This window comes from Thalassobacillus devorans, from assembly GCF_900176565.1.
Classification (GTDB): Bacteria; Bacillota; Bacilli; order Bacillales; family Halobacillaceae; genus Thalassobacillus; species Thalassobacillus devorans_A.
This window is the reverse complement of record NZ_FXEH01000006.1, coordinates 1183941-1201274: the sequence shown is the minus strand read 5'-3', so window position 1 is coordinate 1201274 and position 17334 is coordinate 1183941. Positions and strand designations below refer to the sequence as shown.

The window sequence follows — 17334 nt, the reverse complement described above, 5'->3', positions numbered from 1 at the left end:
GTAATTTTTTAGCAACCCAGCTGACGGGCAATGACCAGACGCTGGATTTCTGAAGTGCCTTCCCCGATTTCTAACAACTTCGCATCACGCAGGTAACGCTCTACTTCGTATTCACGCATATATCCATAGCCACCATGGATTTGAATAGCCTGGTTCGCTGATCGGAAAGCGGTTTCAGAAGCGAACAGCTTTGCATAGGCTGATTCCTTCGTGAACGGTTTGCCCTGATCTTTCAACCATGCGGCCTTCATTACCATATTCCTGGCAAGCTCCACTTCCATCGCCATATCAGCAAGTTTGAACTGGATGGCCTGGAAATTGGAGATTGTTTTTCCAAACTGTTTACGTTCTTTGGCATAAGCGAGTGCACGGTCAAGCGATGCCTGAGCGATACCCACGGCCAAGGCAGCTATAGAAATTCTGCCGCCATCGAGGGTATATAAAAACTGACCGAAGCCTTTTTCAGGGTCACCTAATATATTCTCCTTTGGAACCCTGACATCCTCCAAAATGATTTCACAAGTATTGGAAGCACGTACCCCCATTTTGTCATAGTTACTGTTAATCGTAAGTCCTGGGGTATCTGCTGGTACAATAAATGCCGAAATGACATTTTTGCCGTCCTCTCTCTTTCCCGAAACAGCGGTAACGGTAATGGAGCGCGCATAGCCGGCATTGGTAATCCAGCTTTTTTCCCCGTTGATAACATATTCATCGCCCTCGAGCTTAGCACGTGTTTGCGTACCACCCGCATCAGAACCGGCATTCGGTTCGGTAAGTCCAAAGGAAGCGAGTCCTTCACCTTTAGCAAGAGGAACCAAATATTCTTGCTTTTGCTCTTCTGTGCCAAAATAATAGATTGGGCTTGAACCGAGTGACACGGCTGCTGCATAACTAAGGCCGGTACCCCCGCAGACACGGCCGATTTCTTCTACTGCTAAGGCGTAAGTTACTGTATCGCCTCCGACCCCTCCGTATTCTTCCGGGAAAGGGATGCCAAGCAACCCGAGTTTCCCCATCTCTTTAAAAATATCTTCCGGAAATTCTGCTTTCACATCCAGATCAATCGCTCGTGGCTGAATGACATTCTCCGCAAAATCCCGTACCATTTTACGGGTCATTTCCTGTTCTTTTGTCAATTCAAAGTTCATAATGCTCCCCCTTATTATCCATTCTTTAGAGACCGACTGGTTGGTCTGTAATGCTCAAAAATTAATGTAAGCGGTTACTTTTTTTCGGTAAAAAAAGGGCGCTCAAGCATGTGGGACTGGAAATTTTCCTCGGAAACTACATTGGTAGTCAATATAGCATGAAGGATAATATCCACATAGACATCTGCGATTTCATCAATGGTATATTTCCCTTCTGGTGTATACCATTTATAAATCCAGTTGACCATTCCGAGGATTGCCATGCCGGTGATCTCCATTGGCAATTCTTTTCGGAAGTCGCCGGTTTCCTGGCCTTCTTCAATCACTTGAAAGACCATCTGCTTGAATGCATCGCGCTTACGTTTGATTTGCTCTTCATATTCAGGTTTTAAATAATTGCTTTCCTGGTAGAATACGGAGATGTGTGGTTTGTATAAGTCGAAAACTTTTACAAATGCTTTGATGATTGATTGAATCTTCTTGATGGGAGATTTGTGGATTTCATTTGCTGCATTCGCTTCTTTCAATACATATGTAATGAATGTGTCGTGAATGACGAACAACAGCTCATCTTTCGATTGGAAATGATGATAGAATCCACCTTTCGAAGTGTTAGAGGCTGCTACAATTTGGTTGACGGTCACTCCATGAAACCCTTTTTGCTCAAACAACTCAAGCGAGGTTCTAAGGATTGACTCCCTTAACCCTGCCATACATCATCCCCTTTCCCACTAGACATTTGTCACAATTTTATCACATTTTTCAGAAAACACAAAGACTTTTTGGCGAATAATATACAAAAACATCCAGGCTGCACGCCTGGATGTCAGTCAGGAATTTTGTTCTTCCGTTTCGAATGGCTTTTCGTATTCATTTTTAACCCAGGAGTCGATGACTTCCCCGCTTTGATCGGTATCGACAATATAGGAACCGTTGCTGTAGCGGTCATTTGCTTTGTATTGCATCGGGTTGATGGTTAAAACTTCTCCGTTTTCACTTTTCACTTGCAGCTCCTGGCCTGATTCAATCAGATGCATGTTGACGAGACGGTGTGGATTCTTTTTCAGCTCACGAAGCATGACAACGCCCCGTTTGGCGCGGGAGCTTTGCTCGAATTCTTTTAAGCGCATACGCTTCAATGCACCTCTATGGGTGATAATGACGATGGACGGATCGGACAAATCATCGAAAACCTGTCCTGAAACGACTTGTTCGCCTTCTTTCAAAGTAATCGCTTTGACGCCTGCAGCCCGCTGTCCTACTGTTTTCACTTCGCTTTCATGATACCAGAGGGCATAGCCTTTATCGGAAGCGATGAATATATCCGAATGGCCATCGGTTACGTGGACATCCGTCACCTCGTCCTCACCTTTTAAATTGATCGCCACAAGCGGTTTCGAATAACGCTGTGCTTCATACAGCGCCAGTTCACTCTTTTTGACCATTCCGTTCTTTGTAAAGAATAATAAACACTTATCTTCCTTGAAATCTCTTACCGGATAAGCAGCGACAATCTTCTCATCTTTGTTGATGGGAACGAGATTTGCGATATGCTGACCGAGATCCTTCCAGCGGATATCCGGAATTTCATGGACAGGTAAATAGAGATAATTTCCTTTGTTAGTGAACAAAAGAAGCTTATCCGTTGTATTGATTTCGATCAGCCGCAGCAGATGATCACCGTCTTTAATCGCAAAATCTTCCCCATTTGATGCAGCATAGGAACGAAGGCTTGTCCGTTTCACGTAGCCATCCCTGGTTACCGAGACGATGATATCTTCACTGGCCACCATGACTTCTAAGTTAATCTTCAACTCTTCGATTTCGGCCTCTATTTTAGTTCTGCGTTCATCATTATACTGCTTCTTTAACTTCTTCAGGTCGGATTTGACGACTTTTAATAATTTCCGTTCATCTGCCAGTATTTCTTCTAAGTATGCGATGCGTTCTCTTAGTTCAGCCGCTTCCTTTTCAAGTGCTGTGATATCAGTATTTGTAAGACGGTATAACTGAAGATTGACGATTGCTTCTGCCTGTTCTTCTGTGAAATCGTAAGCTTGAATCAATCGTTTTTTGGCATCCTGCTTGTCCTTGGAAGCACGGATCGTTGCAATCACCTCATCCAGAATCGAAATAGCTTTAATCAGACCTTCTACGATGTGGGCGCGTGCCTTCGCCTTCTTTAAATCGTAGTTGGACTGCCGAGTCACCACTTCTTTTTGATGGGCGATATACGATTCAAGGATCTGCTGTAAATTAAGCAGCGTTGGCGTGCGATCCTTAATTGCTACCATATTGAAATGATAGGTAATCTGCAAATCAGTATTTTTATAGAGATAATTCAAAACGCCTTCACTATTTGCTTCTTTTTTCAGTTCTATTACGATACGGAGTCCTGTACGGTCTGTTTCATCCCGCACCTCTGCAATCCCTTCCACTTTACGGTCGATACGCAGTTCGTCCATACGTTTGACTAGGTTAGCTTTATTAACTTCATAAGGGATTTCATCAATAACGATTTGTTCCTTATTTCCTTTGATGCTTTCAATATTTGCTCTCCCGCGTAAAATGACCTTACCTTTACCGGTTTCATACGCTTTTCTAATGCCTTCTTCCCCCTGGATGATTCCTCCTGTCGGGAAATCCGGCCCTTTCAGTTTAGTCATCAGTTCGCTAGTCGTCACATTCTGCTTTTCAATTTTCATGATGACAGCATCGATCACTTCACCGAGGTTATGGGGAGGAATATCTGTAGCATAACCTGCCGATATACCAGTTGAACCGTTGACCAAAAGGTTTGGAAATTTTGCAGGCAAAACGACAGGTTCATAGATGGTGTCATCAAAGTTAGGAATGAAATCTACTGTTTCCTTTTCGATATCCCGTAAAAGCTCAGAAGAAATGCTGGATAAACGGGCTTCTGTATAACGCATGGCAGCAGGAGGGTCTCCGTCGACGCTTCCGTTATTTCCATGCATTTCTACTAAGTGTTTCCGCACTTTCCATTCCTGACTCAGCCGTACCATCGCATCATAGACAGAGGTATCTCCATGGGGGTGATAATTACCGATTACTGTTCCTACTGTTTTCGCAGATTTCCGGAAAGCTTTATCATGTGTATTCTTTTCCTGATGCATCGCATACAGAATCCTCCGCTGCACAGGTTTCAACCCATCGCGGGCATCCGGCAGCGCCCGTTCCTGTATGATGTATTTACTATACCTTCCGAACCGGTCGCCAATGACCTCTTCTAAAGGTAAATCTAAGTAATTTTCCACTTCCGCCAAAAGAATATCCTCCTCTAGTTCTGAATTTTGTCATTTTCCAGGATGTTTGCTTCGTCTTCCAACCCAAATGCGACATGGGACTCAATCCATTTCCTCCGTGGCTCGACTTTATCTCCCATTAATGTCGTTACCCGTCGTTCGGCACGGGCGAGATCGTCAATCGTCACCCTGATCAGTGTACGTGTAGCCGGATCCATCGTCGTCTCCCATAGCTGATCGGCATTCATTTCACCGAGACCTTTGTAACGCTGAATAATATAGCCGCTCTTAAATTTTCTGACTGCTGCTTCCATGCCATCTTCATCCCAGGCATATTCTATTTGTTCTTTTTTCCCTTTCCCTTTGGAAACCTTATAAAGAGGCGGCAGGGCAATGAACACTTTGCCGGCTTCTACAAGCGGCCGCATATACCGGTAAAAGAAAGTCAGGAGCAATACCTGGATATGAGCTCCATCAGTATCTGCGTCCGTCATGATGACGATTTTATCGTAATTACAGTCTTCGAGATCAAAATCACCGCCGACCCCAGCTCCGATCGTATGGATGATTGTTGAAATCTCTTCGTTTTTAAATATATCGGCTATTTTCGCCTTTTCTGTATTGATTACCTTTCCCCTTAGGGGGAGGATGGCCTGGAATTTTCGGTCACGTCCTTGTTTAGCAGAGCCGCCTGCTGAATCACCTTCGACGAGGTAAAGTTCATTTTTCTTCGGATTCCTTGATTGAGCAGGTGTCAGTTTCCCACTGAGCATGGTTTCTTTCCGTTTCTTTTTCTTGCCTGACCTTGCATCTTCCCTGGCCTTTCTTGCTGCTTCACGAGCTTCCTTCGCTCTGATTGCCTTCTTGATCAGTAAAGATGCGATATCTGGATTTTCTTCCAGAAAGTACGACAACTTACTCGAAACGATAGCATCGACAGCCGACCTTGCTTCTGAGGTGCCGAGTTTACTTTTCGTCTGTCCCTCGAACTGTAATAGCTCCTCCGGAATCCGTGCTGAGACAATCGCTGTGAAACCTTCACGAATATCATTACCTTCCAGGTTCTTATCTTTTTCTTTCAACAGATTGGTCTTTCGCGCATGGTCATTGAAAATCCTCGTTATAGCCGTTTTTGCACCGGACTCATGCGTGCCTCCGTCCTTTGTCCGGACGTTGTTAACAAACGACAGCATGCTTTCAGCGAAGCCATCATTAAATTGAAAAGCAAAATCAATTTCAATGCCGTTTTGCTCCCCTTCGAAAGCGACTACCGGATGCAGGGTATCCTTTTCTTCATTCAGGTAACTGACAAAGGCTTTCAAGCCTTCTTCATACTGGTAGCTTTCTTCGATGTCTTTACGCGCATCAATCAGTTTAATTTCCACACCCTTAAGTAAAAAAGCTGCTTCTCTTAACCGTTCCGATAAAGTTTCAAAATTGTAGGTGGTAGTGGAAAAAATAGTAGAGTCCGGCTTGAAGGTAATAATCGTCCCGCTTTTTCTCGTTTTCTTCGTTTTATCAAGCGATGTGACCGGAACCCCTCCGTTTTCAAAACGCTGGACATAAGTCTGCCCATCCCGGTGGATGGTTACTTCCAGCCATTCTGACAGGGCATTGACCACCGAAGCCCCGACACCGTGCAAGCCACCACTTGTCTTGTAGCCCCCCTGGCCGAATTTTCCGCCGGCGTGAAGGACAGTCAAGATTACTTCCGGGGTAGGTTTCCCCATTTTATGCATGCCTGTTGGCATCCCTCGTCCTTCATCCTCGACTGACACACTGCCATCTTTATTCAAAGTGACGGTAATTCGGTTACCGAAACCGGCTAGCGCCTCATCGACAGCATTATCGACAATTTCATAAACCAAATGATGCAGTCCCCGATGGTCGGTGCTTCCGATATACATACCTGGACGTTTCCTGACAGCTTCCAATCCTTCCAATACTTGTATGGAGTCATCTGAATATTGCTGTGATTGTTTAACCAAAATGCCTACGTCTCCCTTCTGACTTACCTAACTGTTTCTATAATAGAACAAACGTTCGAACGTGTAAATAACTATACATATCTGCTTGTTCTATTTTAGCCTTTTTGACAAAAGACGCAAGTAACGTTTTCCATACTCAGTAAAAAATCCCTGTAAGTACAGGGATTTTTACTGGTCATTTAGCGGCTTCATTTCATAAGAACAGCATGGGCTACTTTTAAACACATATCCATCATGACGGTAAAATCATGTTTTTTCAAGTATGCATAAGCTTCCTCATCCTGGACTCCCTGCTGGGCCCAAAAAATCTTCGCATCCATTTGGACTGCTTCCTTTGCCAGGGAAGGAAGATGCTCCGACCGGCGAAAAACATTGATCATTTCAAACGGTTCTTTTACGTCAAGCAAGGAGTCATATGCTTGTTCCCCAAGCACCTGATCCACCATCGGATTTACAGGAATGATCCGGTAGCCTGCATCCTGCATTTCTTTGGCAATCTGATAAGAGGTGCGATATTCCTTATCAGAAAGACCGACAACAGCGATTGTTTTCGTATCTTTTAAAGCTTGAATGATCGTCTCATTATCGGGGTGTTGATATGCCATTATACAGCCTCCTTTACAATAATCCTTCTGCTTCCAGAAATTCTCTGGCTACTTCCTCAGGATCTACATCCTCTTCTTCTACTTTATAATTCATTTCCCGCATTTGATCGCCGGTAATCTTGCCACCCAGCCGGTTTAAGATTTCTTCCAGTTCAGGATACTTATCAAGCGTTTCCTGACGAAGCAGCGGTGCACCCTGGTATGGCGGAAAGAGGTTTTCATTATCTTCCAGTACTTTTAAGTTCAATCCTTCCACATAACTGTCTGTCGAGTAGGCATCAATGATGTCCACTTCTCCCTTTTCGATGGCACCTTCCCTTAAACCAGCATCCATCGTCCTGACTTCCCCAAATTCTAAATTATAAAGTTGTTTAATTCCCTGATAACCATCTTTTCTATCATTGAATTCAAGTGTGAAACCTGCTGTTACCTGGTCATCAATCGGTTTAAGGTCTGCTATCGTCTCTAGGTCGTATTGATCAGCAAACTCCTGCGTAGTAGCAATGGCGTAAGTATTGTTATATTGCATCGGTTCAAGATAAGCCATGTTATATTCTGATTTTAAACCATCAGCAGCTGATTGATAGACTTCCTGTTCATCTGTGCTTTCTGCTTCCCGATTTAATAAGCTCACTAAAGCGGTACCTGTAAATTCAGGGTAAATATCAATGCTGCCTTCCTGAAGCGCACTGAATACGACATCTGTCTTTCCGAGGTTTGGTACAAGCTCCACGGAGAGATCTGTCTCTTCTTCAATCATTAGCTTATACATATTGATCAGGATAGAAGGCTCCGCGCCAAGTTTTGCCCCGATTTTAATATCCGATTTGGCACCACCGCCAAAAGCAAGTGGTCCAACAGCAATCAATGCCGCTATCACAAGAAGACTGACGAGTGAACGGAAACCTGATTTGGCTGAAGTCCGTTCAAACATACGCAGGACCAAATCCAGTATGATCGCTAATAAAGCGGCAGGAATAGCCCCTAAAAGGATAAGGTTCAAATCTCCTCCCCGGTCTAAACCAAGCAGGATAATGTCCCCTAGACCGCCTGCTCCAATTAAAGCAGCAATCGTAGTAGTACCAACTATAAGAACCATCGATGTACGAATCCCGGCCATGATGACAGGCATTGCCAGCGGCAGTTCTACTCGTGATAAGCGACGGAACGAACTCATTCCCATTCCGGTCGCGGCTTCCTTTAGGGCGGGATCGACTTCTTTTATCCCGGTATAGGTGTTTCTTAATATTGGGAGCAGTCCATATGCTGTCAACGCAATAATTGCTGGTGTCTGGCCGATACCGAAGAAAGGTATCAGGAATGCTAAAACCGCCAGACTCGGAATTGTCTGCAAAATTGCTGTAAGCCCGATAATCGGTTCTGCTATCCGCTGGTTTCTAGTTAAAATTAAACCTAAAGGGAGCGAAATTAATGTCGCGATGACCAGGGCGACAATGGAAATTTGAAGGTGCTCCCAAATCGTCGGCCATAACACGTCCTGACGGCGCTCTAATACATCTAAGAATTCCCTCATGACCGTATCACCCCATTCTCTGTGGAAACGTGTTGTTTGAGGTGAAGAACGATTTCCCGATAGGAGAGGGTGCCAATTAACCGTTGGCCTTTAACTACTGGCAGCAACTCTTCTCGATGCTGTTCAAAAATATCAGCGGCTTTCTTTAGAGGAAGGTCATTCTCTAGGACAGGTAAGTCTACTTTTTCCGCTTGTTTGACACCACTCACATAATTCCCTGTAGCATCTTCCATGATATAGACGCCATAGGAATCGAATTTTCTCTGGTCGAATTCTGTTTCGGTGAGCACACGGCTGCCGCTTCTGTCGGCGATGACATCAACGGCAGACTGCCATGGCGATTTGCGATTTCCGATGAATTCTTTAACAAAATCATTCTTAGGTTCAAGTACCATGTTCTGAGGCGTATCTATCTGTACGATTTCCCCTTCTTTCATCAAACATACACGATCACCAAGAGCCAAAGCTTCGTCCATATCATGAGTGACGAACACAATCGTCTTTTTGATTTTCCTTTGCAACTCCCGGATGTCCTGTTGAAGCTTTTCACGGCTGATCGGGTCGAGCGCACTGAACGGCTCATCCATCAATATGATATCAGGGTCAGCGGCCAGAGCGCGTATGACTCCTACCCGCTGCTGCTGCCCACCTGATAATTCATCCGGCTTTCTTTTCCGGTAAGTCTCCGGCTCCAGTCCCACCATGTTCATCAATTCATCAATACGAGAGGATATATCTTTCTTTTTCCACTTTTTCATTTCAGGAACAATTGCGATATTTTCTTCAATGGTCATATGCGGAAATAAGGCAATCTGTTGTAGGACATAGCCAATATTCCAGCGCAGTTCATGGATATTGAATTCCTTGATATTCTTGTTATGTATGAAAATCGATCCTTCTGTCGGCTTGATCAGCCTGTTTATCATCTTCATCGTTGTCGTTTTACCGCAACCGCTTGGTCCGACTACCGTCAACAATTCTCCTTCTTTCACGGAGAATGTTACACCTCTTAATGCAGTCGTGCCATCGGGATACGTTTTGGTTACATTTTTAAACTCTATCATCTTTAATCCTCCACCAGACACATTTTGACTTAGTTATACCCATTTTACCTAAAAGGAAAACATCTTCATCTCCTGCCTGCTTAATCAGAAACTTCTTCTCTATTATAATAAAAATGGGGTTTGTCTCTAGACCTGATTGAATACTATTTGATTGTCAGAATGCATAAGATATAATATAAGAGCACCTGCCATGCATTGGACAAGTATTATCATAAATGAATTTTTTCATGGTCGTTGGACTCTTCCTCTTCTACCATTCTAGCGAACAAAACTGCAGAAGGGAAATAAGAGCATGATTTGATTATACTGACCAGACAATTTGCGTGGTAAAATAAGTAAGGAATAGGCAACAAAAAGGGGTTTTCGTATGGAATACATTATTTTAGCAATCATAGCGTATATTTTAGGATCTATTCCTTCTGGTCTGTTAGTAGGGAAGCTTGGCTACGGTATTGATATCAGAGAACATGGCAGCGGTAATCTCGGAGGCACCAATACTTTTCGGGTTCTTGGCAAGAAAGCCGGGCTATTTGTCACCATAGCGGATATTTTGAAAGGTACGCTTGCCACCGTGCTTGCTGTACTGTTTGTTCCAGACATCAATCCTCTGATTTTCGGTATTATAGCGGTAATCGGTCATATGTATCCGGTATTTGCAGGCTTTCGAGGTGGAAAAGCAGTGGCCACTTCCGGAGGAGTTATCCTTGGGGTGAATCCTCTCGTATTTGCTATCATGATCGCTACATTTTTCTTAATGCTTTACCTGACTAAATATGTATCCTTATCCTCTATGATCACAGGGATCGTATCCATGGCGGTTTCTTTTTTCTTAGGTGACATTGGCTTATTCATCGTTATCACTCTGCTTACATTGTTTGTGATCTATCGTCATCGGGAAAATATTAAACGGATCAGGAATAAGACAGAACCTAAAATTACATGGATGTAAAAAAGAAGCAGTTCAGACAAAGGTCTGAACTGCTTCTTTTTTATCAATAGCCATATTCCCAATCAATTTCTTCTTCTTTAAAACCGACCAGGGAAGGATAATTGATGCACTCTTTTTCCGATATATGTGTTTTTGCCATTCCTTCGATCCATGTGCGTTCGACCTCTTCTAACACGATGTATTTATTGTTTTCTAATATAACGGCTGTCCCTGTCATGGTAAGCCCTCCTTTATTGTTTGTCTCTATTATAATATTAACGGGTTAGAAAAAATATAAATATGTGAATAATTTCACATAAAATACAAAATTAAATCCCCTATTGCAAAGCTGAAAAGTCAGGAAACATATTTTAGCAGCCCAAAATATGATATTATTGAAAAGGAATAAGATAAAATCTTTAAGTGAACATGCAGTTTCCCAACTTAGCTCATAATAAGCATGTAATTGTATAATATTTTTCAGTTCATGTATACTTTGAACTATAGAAACACTGCTATGGCTTGAAAGGAGTCAAAGTTATGTCTCAAACAGAAATCAGGAATAAAAAACAATTACCTTCAAAAAAGGAACGACATAAATTATTCGGTTCAAGTGAGCCGGGGCCAAGAACAAAGCCTGTAGAAAAAGAACAAATGGTAGACTTACAAAATTCAAAACAGGACTTCCTGTTCAAAATCGATACCGTCGGAATTTCCAATGTTAAGCATCCCATTCGAATCCCGAGTAAATTGACACCGGAAATCCAGACAACTATCGGCACGTTTACATTTGGCTCATCTATCACCCAGGACAGCAAAGGGACAAACATGAGCCGCTTTACCCAGCAGCTGGACGAATACCATCAGGATGGTTTCGCTATCGATCTGACCACCTTGAAAAAATTCACGAAAGAAATGGCGGACAGGTTGAAGCAAGAGGATGCGGAAGTAGAAGTCTCCTTCCCTTGGTTCTTTGAACGAAAAGGACCGGCTTCCGACTTCGCCGGGATGAACCATGCTGACGCCGAAATGAAGGTTAAATACCACAAACAAATAGGGTATGATATCGAAGTTGGCTTGACTGCCGCTATTACAACCCTATGTCCATGTTCTAAAGAAATCAGTGAATACAGCGCCCATAACCAGCGAGGCTATGTGTCTATGTCTGTCCGGTTGACGGAAGATTTCAATGAACAGGAAAATGATTGGAAAACGGCATTGTTGGAAGCGGCAGAAAGTAATGCCAGCGCCCGAATCCACCCGGTTTTGAAGCGTCCGGATGAAAAAATGGTGACAGAACAGGCGTACGAAAATCCTCGCTTCGTAGAAGATGTCGTACGGCTGGTGGCAGCTGACTTATATGAATATGAGTTTGTGGAAAGCTTTAAAGTGACGTGCAGAAACGAAGAATCCATCCACTTGCATGATGCGATTGCCAGCCTGCACTATGATAAAAACGAGGAAAGAAACTAAGGCGGGTTAATATGAAATATATCTTCATCGGGCTGATACGCTTTTATCAAAAAGTGATCAGTCCCGTTAAGCCGCCAACTTGCCGCTTCTACCCCACCTGTTCCCAATACGGATTAGAAGCATTCCAACGGTTTGGCTTTTTAAAAGGGTTGTATTTGACTATAGTAAGGATCGTTAAATGTCAGCCATTCCATCCAGGTGGTTTTGACCCTGTACCAGAGAGGAAAAAGAAATAAAGCAGGCTGAATGATGACAGCCTGCTTTATTTCTTCTAATCAGCACCATTCAGAAGAAGCAATACATCGACCAAAGGAGTGGAGCGAATGGAAATCGAAGTAACCGAACAGGCAGCAAAATGGTATGAAGAAGAACTGGAAATCAGCAGTGGAGCAGCTATCCGTTTTCTTGTCCGCTATGGCGGTTCCGGCGGGCTGCAGCCTGGCTTTTCACTAGCAATCCAAATGGACGAACCAGAGGAACCAGCCGCTTCTACTCAAGTCAAGGGCATCACCTTTTTTGTAGAAGCTTCAGATGCCTGGTATTTTGATGATAAATCATTGAAGGTTGATTATAACTCCAAATGGGAAGAACCAGAATTTAATTATATTTAACTTTCAGTGGCAAATATGCTTTCGCATACAAGAAAGAGCACTTTCGCTTAGGAAAAGTGCTCTTTTGCTTTCACGAACTTGATTAAGTTTAAGCATCGGCCTACTCTTACATACTGAAGCATCGAAATAACGATTTTATTTAATGTTGAATCTTTTTAGTTGAGTATGAATGCCTTCGGCAGATAAGATTGTTGCCTGGACATCGCCAAATAAATCATAGTGGGGATATTGATCATCCTGGTGTATCCAGTTCGGCTGGAGGCCGTGTTTTGCTCCCCATCGTTTCAGTTTTTCGACATCCCGGCAGCCAACTTTAGTCACCGTGTCGCAACCCGGAAAACGATCGTCCAGCCAATAATGTGTCAAAAAAGCAATTTGTCCTTTACTTACTCGTTCTTTCCACTGCGTCAATTCTTCTCTGTCTACCCCAAACGCCATAGTTACCGCTCCAATGCTTTCGTATACGCTTCATGCCACTCCGGGAAGGAACGTCGAATGGATACCGGACGGAAGCTTCCTTCTTTTACAATCACATGCTTCGTAGTACCGGAAACGGCAAGTTCCTGGCTTTTATTGAAAATACGGTATCCATAGGTGATCCGGAGCCCATCGTAATCGTCCAGCCACGTTTCCACGTAGGCATCTTCCCCATAGCGGACCGGTTTTTTGAATTGAATATTCGCGTCTACCACAGGTGATACTACCCCCTGGTTTTCGATTTCATGGTACTTGAAACCTAATGCCTCTATAAAATCAGTCCGGCCCAGTTCAAACCAGACTAAATAATTAGCATGATAGACAACACCCATCTGATCTGTTTCCTGATACCTTACTCGTATCGGTGTCTCTGTTTTTGTCATCTTAAAAGTCCCCCTGTACTGTTTTCCATGCTTGTTCCATATCACTTTTGTTCAATAGATCCATGGCAGGATCCTCTTCGCCTTCAATCCGGAGTGCCTGGTATTGGATGGCTTCATTAATTAAGTTATTGACGAATCGTCCGTTCCCTTTCACATCTTCCTGCTGATAACGATCGGCAAGAAATTGCTCTACGGTATCATTCAGCCTGTATTGATAAGATGCAGCCTGGAATTTTGTCATAGCAAGCAATTCTTCCGGATTGTAATCAGGGAAATGAAAGTATTTTTTAAAACGGCTCGTCAATCCGGGGTTACTGTTTACCAACTGACGCATCTCATTTTGGTACCCTGCAAGAATAACCACGAGATTTTCATTATGTCGGGTCATTTCATCGACGAGGGTTTCAATTGCCTCTTTTCCAAAATCATCTCTCCCGCCGTTGTAAAGGGAATAGGCTTCATCGATGAATAAAACCCCTCCAAGCGCTTCTCTGACTTTTTTCTTCGTTTTGATTGCGGTCTGTCCAACATAACCAGCTACTAAATCGCTCCGGGAGACGACAACCATATGACCACGCTTCAGCAGTCCACACTGCTTTAAGATATCCGAATAAATAGCAGCAACCGTGGTTTTCCCTGTTCCAGGATTTCCAGTGAAAACAGAATGAAGCTGGATTGGTACATGCGGCAGGTTTTTATCTTTCCGTTCCTGCTGAACCCTTACAAAAGCAGAGAGTTTTTTTACTTCATCCTTTACATTACTAAGACCGATCAGTTCTTCCAGCCTCTCGTTAGGCGCTTCTTTTTCCCTGTCTGATTCATCCTCTATCTCGATGTCCTTTTTAGTGAGCCGCATATGATCAAGCCATCCCTGCTGATCGACTTCTGACTGAAACGCACTTTTGTTAAAAATGATTTTCAGTACAAGGTTTTTAACCGTTCGCGCGTTACCGAAGGATTCATCGACACGATGCTTGTCAATTAACGTTTCCAATTGTTTCAGTGCTCCATCGGTAAAGTAATAATCATTTTCGATCGCACTGATTTCAGCAATTTCCAATAACTCGCTCATTCCGTAGTCAGGCAGTTCAATATGGTTCTGTTCAGGGAAACGGCTCCGCAGTCCGGGATTCGACCATAGAAATTGACGCATCTCTTCTGGATATCCAGCAAGGATGACTGCAAACTTACCTCCATATTCTTTGCTGGTCATAGCGGAAACCAGGGTATCGATGACAGCCTGTCCATAATCATTGCCTGTTTGTCCTTCTCTGCTCAAACTGTATGCTTCATCGATGAACAAAACTCCTCCGGTTGCCTGTTTGACGTAGTTCATTGTATTTTCTTCACTTTGGCCTATATAGGCTCCGACAAGGTGTGACCGGTTTACCTCTACGACCTCTCTAGTCTCAAGCAGCCCCAGCTCATAATAGATATTTGCCAGGAGCCTGGCCAAGGTAGTTTTTCCGGTGCCTGGATTTCCCGTCATGATCATATGCAGACCGGGCTCATCTACCATTGTGAACCCAAGTCTCTTCCGCTGCTGTTGATATTTTAAATAATGATAATAGCGGTGAATATAACTTTTGACATCATGCAGTCCAATCATATTGTCCAAGGCTTCCAGGGGATCCTGCTGTTCGGAACGGGTTAAAAAATCGGGAAGCCTTTTGAACAGTTCTTCTCTATAATTACTGATTCTTCTTGTTTTTTCATTGATCGTACTGGCCGATAAGCGGATACGCCGGTTTTCTATCGACTCGATGGCTTCCTCTAATATTTCCTTCAGTTCGGTCAGATGAAAGTGAATTTCCTGATATAGTTTAAGGCGGCCGCTCGCAGCATCGACAATATCTTTTTCTACCAGTGCCTGGTCCCAGGACTTCAAAAGGTTTATGACCTGTTCATGGATCCTGTCCGCCTTTTTTACTTTTGCTGACTGATGATCTGTTTCGTGTATTGTCCAGTCATCAAAAGGCACTTCACGCAGGCTGTGATAGACCTTTAACACTTTTTTCGCTTCATTCAATTGGGATACTAAGGGGTGGTTTTGTTTCATCTCTTTAGCTTGTTCAATAAAAAAATCAGCCAGACGATCTTCCCCTGGGTGACGTTTAATCCGATGATAGGCAAGAGCAACATAAAGGTACGCTTGCATATCTGTTTTATCTTCTTGTGTTTCGTCCAGTAATTTTAAAGCCTCAGTTTCCGTAATTGGAGGTACTTGGTCGATTGAGTTCCATTGCTGCAATAGAGCTTTAATAGTTTCTGTGTCCATGAGCGCCCCTCCTTTTGTTTCATTGGTTTATTTTATCATACCTGGGTGGACTATGTAGACGCTCACGCCCATAACAAAACGTCCTTTCGTGTGAAAGGACGTTTGGCTTTATTGTTGGTTATGACGGGCTTCGTCTTTAATTTCATCTCGCATCGCATTAATGGATTCTTCACGGCGTTTATTCTTTTCTTCAATTGCCTGTTTCTCTTGTTCATTAGCCATTGGATATGCATCATGGGCATCTTCGATATTTTCAATTGTGTCCTGTACCATGTGCTGTAATTTTTCTACATTATCACTACGATCATCAGGGTTGGGATGGCGTTGATTGTTTTCCATGGTAAAACCTCCTATTTCTTCCCTTTGGTTTGAATAACTTTCGGTTCTTTATCTGTCTTAACTTCCATTTTCTTACCATTGTTAACTTCGGATTCCCTCGGCTGGGTACCCAAATGACTCGGGGTAAAAGCCTGAGCATGTTTTTTTGGATTGCTCATTACTTATTCCTCCTTTAGTACCATTCAGCAATAATATTTGCAAATGAGGCTCTTTTTATGCTTGAAATAAAAAAAGCAAGCCATTCCTCAAGGGATGGTTTGCTTCTTTCACATTAAGATGAACGTAATTTCTGATGATGACGTTCATCAATTTTCGTTTCAATTTTTGTAATCAGATCGTGGTCGGAAAGTATTTGCTTCCGGTTCTCTTTTACAAGATCCTGGAAACTGGGTTTACGCCTCTTTGCCATGGGAATCTCTCCTTTTATTAGCAAGGATTCCCTCATTCAGCAAAAATATACCTTATTTCAAATCATCTTTCATTTTTACCATGAAATCATAAGTCATGGGACCAACCTGGCGCGATTGCTGGACAGTTCCATCGGTACCAATGAAGTAGGTGGTCGGAATAGTGATCGCCTGATACTCCGAACTAACCTGGTTTCTTTTATCTAATGGTACCTGGAACGTATAGCCTTCCTGCTCTAAATACTTTTGTACATCATCTACACTCGTTTCTGTAGTGGTGACATTAACGGCAACTATTTCCACTTCATCGCCAAATTCTTCATGGAACTTTTGCATTTCAGGCATTTCTTCTTTGCAAGGCGGACACCATGTCGCCCAGAAATTAAGGAATACTTTCTTCCCCTTCAAATCGGATAAGCGAATGGTTTCACCGTCGACAGTTTCTAATTCGAAATCAGGTGCCTGCTCCCCTTCTTGTATTCCTTTTGGAGTATTAGGCGGCATCATTCCTGTTCCTTCCTGCGAGGTGTCACCAGAAACATCATATTCATTCGGGCCATTCGCTTCATCCTTACCGTTATCCGCAAAGCTATAGACAGCGTAACCAATCAATATCAGGAATAAAGCACTAACCACTATTCGCTTGATCATGGTGGAACACTTCCTTTTCCAAACTATGTATTGTAGAGGAATTTACTCTCCATTAACGATCATAAATATAGGCTTATCAAAAGTAAAGCTCCCTGTTTATAAGTGTAAGGGTAATTGGATCTGTATTTATGACCAGCAATTTCCTCCTAAATAAAAATCCGCATAACCGTTACCGGCTA

At 43.1% G+C, this 17334-nt stretch carries 19 protein-coding genes; 4 read left to right on the top strand and 15 right to left on the bottom strand.

Annotated elements, in window-relative coordinates; all coding sequences use genetic code 11:
• Positions 1-8: 8 nt before the first annotated feature.
• The 7 genes from B9Y67_RS16950 to B9Y67_RS16920 form a co-directional block, all read right to left on the bottom strand.
• Positions 9-1151, bottom strand: a complete 1143-nt coding sequence (locus B9Y67_RS16950; protein WP_085508535.1) for an acyl-CoA dehydrogenase — start codon at positions 1149-1151, stop codon at positions 9-11.
• Positions 1152-1225: 74 nt separating this feature from the next.
• Complete coding sequence (locus B9Y67_RS16945; protein ID WP_085508533.1) at positions 1226-1864, bottom strand: TetR/AcrR family transcriptional regulator; 639 nt, start codon at positions 1862-1864, stop codon at positions 1226-1228.
• Between the two features lie 117 nt (positions 1865-1981).
• Positions 1982-4438, bottom strand: a complete 2457-nt coding sequence (gene parC, locus B9Y67_RS16940) for a DNA topoisomerase IV subunit A (protein ID WP_085508532.1) — start codon at positions 4436-4438, stop codon at positions 1982-1984.
• Between the two features lie 14 nt (positions 4439-4452).
• Positions 4453-6405, bottom strand: a complete 1953-nt coding sequence (gene parE / locus B9Y67_RS16935; protein ID WP_085508530.1) for a DNA topoisomerase IV subunit B — start codon at positions 6403-6405, stop codon at positions 4453-4455.
• Between the two features lie 188 nt (positions 6406-6593).
• The gene (locus tag B9Y67_RS16930) at positions 6594-7010 is read right to left on the bottom strand and encodes a CoA-binding protein (protein ID WP_085508527.1); all 417 of its coding nucleotides are present in this window, start codon (positions 7008-7010) and stop codon (positions 6594-6596) included.
• 13 nt (positions 7011-7023) lie between these two features.
• A complete protein-coding gene (locus B9Y67_RS16925) occupies positions 7024-8544 on the bottom strand; it encodes an ABC transporter permease/substrate-binding protein (RefSeq protein ID WP_085508525.1) in 1521 nt (506 codons plus the stop codon).
• Positions 8541-9608, bottom strand: a complete 1068-nt coding sequence (locus B9Y67_RS16920; protein WP_085508523.1) for an ABC transporter ATP-binding protein — start codon at positions 9606-9608, stop codon at positions 8541-8543. The genes B9Y67_RS16925 and B9Y67_RS16920 overlap by 4 nt, the downstream gene beginning before the upstream one ends.
• Before the next feature lie 367 nt (positions 9609-9975).
• On the opposite strand from B9Y67_RS16920, the gene plsY reads away from it, so the two are divergent.
• Complete coding sequence (plsY, locus tag B9Y67_RS16915) at positions 9976-10557, top strand: glycerol-3-phosphate 1-O-acyltransferase PlsY (protein WP_085508522.1); 582 nt, start codon at positions 9976-9978, stop codon at positions 10555-10557.
• Between the two features lie 43 nt (positions 10558-10600).
• Here the strand turns inward: plsY and B9Y67_RS20785 are convergent, their stop codons facing one another.
• Positions 10601-10774, bottom strand: a complete 174-nt coding sequence (locus B9Y67_RS20785) for a hypothetical protein (protein ID WP_176224039.1) — start codon at positions 10772-10774, stop codon at positions 10601-10603.
• Between the two features lie 302 nt (positions 10775-11076).
• Between B9Y67_RS20785 and folE2 the strand changes: the two genes are divergently transcribed.
• The 3 genes from folE2 (at position 11077) to B9Y67_RS16900 (ending at position 12620) form a co-directional block, all read left to right on the top strand.
• Complete coding sequence (gene folE2, locus B9Y67_RS16910; protein WP_085508520.1) at positions 11077-12009, top strand: GTP cyclohydrolase FolE2; 933 nt, start codon at positions 11077-11079, stop codon at positions 12007-12009.
• Between the two features lie 11 nt (positions 12010-12020).
• Complete coding sequence (gene yidD, locus B9Y67_RS16905) at positions 12021-12245, top strand: membrane protein insertion efficiency factor YidD (protein WP_085508518.1); 225 nt, start codon at positions 12021-12023, stop codon at positions 12243-12245.
• Between the two features lie 87 nt (positions 12246-12332).
• Positions 12333-12620, top strand: a complete 288-nt coding sequence (locus B9Y67_RS16900; RefSeq protein ID WP_085508516.1) for a HesB/YadR/YfhF family protein — start codon at positions 12333-12335, stop codon at positions 12618-12620.
• A 135-nt stretch (positions 12621-12755) separates the two neighbouring features.
• Here the strand turns inward: B9Y67_RS16900 and B9Y67_RS16895 are convergent, their stop codons facing one another.
• The 7 genes from B9Y67_RS16895 to B9Y67_RS16865 all read right to left on the bottom strand — a co-directional run bounded on the left by B9Y67_RS16895 (position 12756) and on the right by B9Y67_RS16865 (position 17155).
• Entirely contained in the window at positions 12756-13058 is a 303-nt protein-coding gene (locus B9Y67_RS16895; protein ID WP_085508514.1) for a hypothetical protein, read from the bottom strand.
• A gap of 2 nt (positions 13059-13060) precedes the next feature.
• Positions 13061-13480, bottom strand: coding sequence for an acyl-CoA thioesterase (locus B9Y67_RS16890; protein ID WP_085508512.1), 420 nt, complete (start codon positions 13478-13480; stop codon positions 13061-13063).
• A 1-nt stretch (position 13481) separates the two neighbouring features.
• Positions 13482-15758: an AAA family ATPase gene (locus tag B9Y67_RS16885; protein WP_085508510.1), complete on the bottom strand. Its 2277-nt coding sequence runs from the start codon at positions 15756-15758 to the stop codon at positions 13482-13484.
• A 108-nt stretch (positions 15759-15866) separates the two neighbouring features.
• Positions 15867-16097, bottom strand: a complete 231-nt coding sequence (gene tlp / locus B9Y67_RS16880; RefSeq protein ID WP_085508508.1) for a small acid-soluble spore protein Tlp — start codon at positions 16095-16097, stop codon at positions 15867-15869.
• A gap of 11 nt (positions 16098-16108) precedes the next feature.
• Complete coding sequence (locus B9Y67_RS16875; protein WP_062446020.1) at positions 16109-16255, bottom strand: acid-soluble spore protein N; 147 nt, start codon at positions 16253-16255, stop codon at positions 16109-16111.
• 113 nt (positions 16256-16368) lie between these two features.
• On the bottom strand, positions 16369-16506 hold the full coding sequence (locus B9Y67_RS16870; protein ID WP_139823835.1) for an FbpB family small basic protein: 138 nt from the start codon (positions 16504-16506) through the stop codon (positions 16369-16371).
• A 52-nt stretch (positions 16507-16558) separates the two neighbouring features.
• On the bottom strand, positions 16559-17155 hold the full coding sequence (locus B9Y67_RS16865; RefSeq protein WP_085508504.1) for a redoxin domain-containing protein: 597 nt from the start codon (positions 17153-17155) through the stop codon (positions 16559-16561).
• Positions 17156-17334: the final 179 nt, after the last annotated feature.

What these genes read in the sequence shown, in the direction of transcription:
- B9Y67_RS16950 (WP_085508535.1), bottom strand. Translation starts at nt 1,151, where the DNA reads ATGAACTTTGAATTGACAAAAGAACAGGAAATGACCCGTAAAATGGTA.
- B9Y67_RS16945 (WP_085508533.1), bottom strand. Translation starts at nt 1,864, where the DNA reads ATGGCAGGGTTAAGGGAGTCAATCCTTAGAACCTCGCTTGAGTTGTTT.
- B9Y67_RS16930 (WP_085508527.1), bottom strand. Translation starts at nt 7,010, where the DNA reads ATGGCATATCAACACCCCGATAATGAGACGATCATTCAAGCTTTAAAA.
- B9Y67_RS16925 (WP_085508525.1), bottom strand. Translation starts at nt 8,544, where the DNA reads ATGAGGGAATTCTTAGATGTATTAGAGCGCCGTCAGGACGTGTTATGG.
- B9Y67_RS16920 (WP_085508523.1), bottom strand. Translation starts at nt 9,608, where the DNA reads ATGATAGAGTTTAAAAATGTAACCAAAACGTATCCCGATGGCACGACT.
- plsY (WP_085508522.1), top strand. Translation starts at nt 9,976, where the DNA reads ATGGAATACATTATTTTAGCAATCATAGCGTATATTTTAGGATCTATT.
- B9Y67_RS20785 (WP_176224039.1), bottom strand. Translation starts at nt 10,774, where the DNA reads ATGACAGGGACAGCCGTTATATTAGAAAACAATAAATACATCGTGTTA.
- folE2 (WP_085508520.1), top strand. Translation starts at nt 11,077, where the DNA reads ATGTCTCAAACAGAAATCAGGAATAAAAAACAATTACCTTCAAAAAAG.
- yidD (WP_085508518.1), top strand. Translation starts at nt 12,021, where the DNA reads ATGAAATATATCTTCATCGGGCTGATACGCTTTTATCAAAAAGTGATC.
- B9Y67_RS16900 (WP_085508516.1), top strand. Translation starts at nt 12,333, where the DNA reads ATGGAAATCGAAGTAACCGAACAGGCAGCAAAATGGTATGAAGAAGAA.
- B9Y67_RS16895 (WP_085508514.1), bottom strand. Translation starts at nt 13,058, where the DNA reads ATGGCGTTTGGGGTAGACAGAGAAGAATTGACGCAGTGGAAAGAACGA.
- B9Y67_RS16890 (WP_085508512.1), bottom strand. Translation starts at nt 13,480, where the DNA reads ATGACAAAAACAGAGACACCGATACGAGTAAGGTATCAGGAAACAGAT.
- B9Y67_RS16885 (WP_085508510.1), bottom strand. Translation starts at nt 15,758, where the DNA reads ATGGACACAGAAACTATTAAAGCTCTATTGCAGCAATGGAACTCAATC.
- tlp (WP_085508508.1), bottom strand. Translation starts at nt 16,097, where the DNA reads ATGGAAAACAATCAACGCCATCCCAACCCTGATGATCGTAGTGATAAT.
- B9Y67_RS16875 (WP_062446020.1), bottom strand. Translation starts at nt 16,255, where the DNA reads ATGAGCAATCCAAAAAAACATGCTCAGGCTTTTACCCCGAGTCATTTG.
- B9Y67_RS16870 (WP_139823835.1), bottom strand. Translation starts at nt 16,506, where the DNA reads ATGGCAAAGAGGCGTAAACCCAGTTTCCAGGATCTTGTAAAAGAGAAC.
- B9Y67_RS16865 (WP_085508504.1), bottom strand. Translation starts at nt 17,155, where the DNA reads ATGATCAAGCGAATAGTGGTTAGTGCTTTATTCCTGATATTGATTGGT.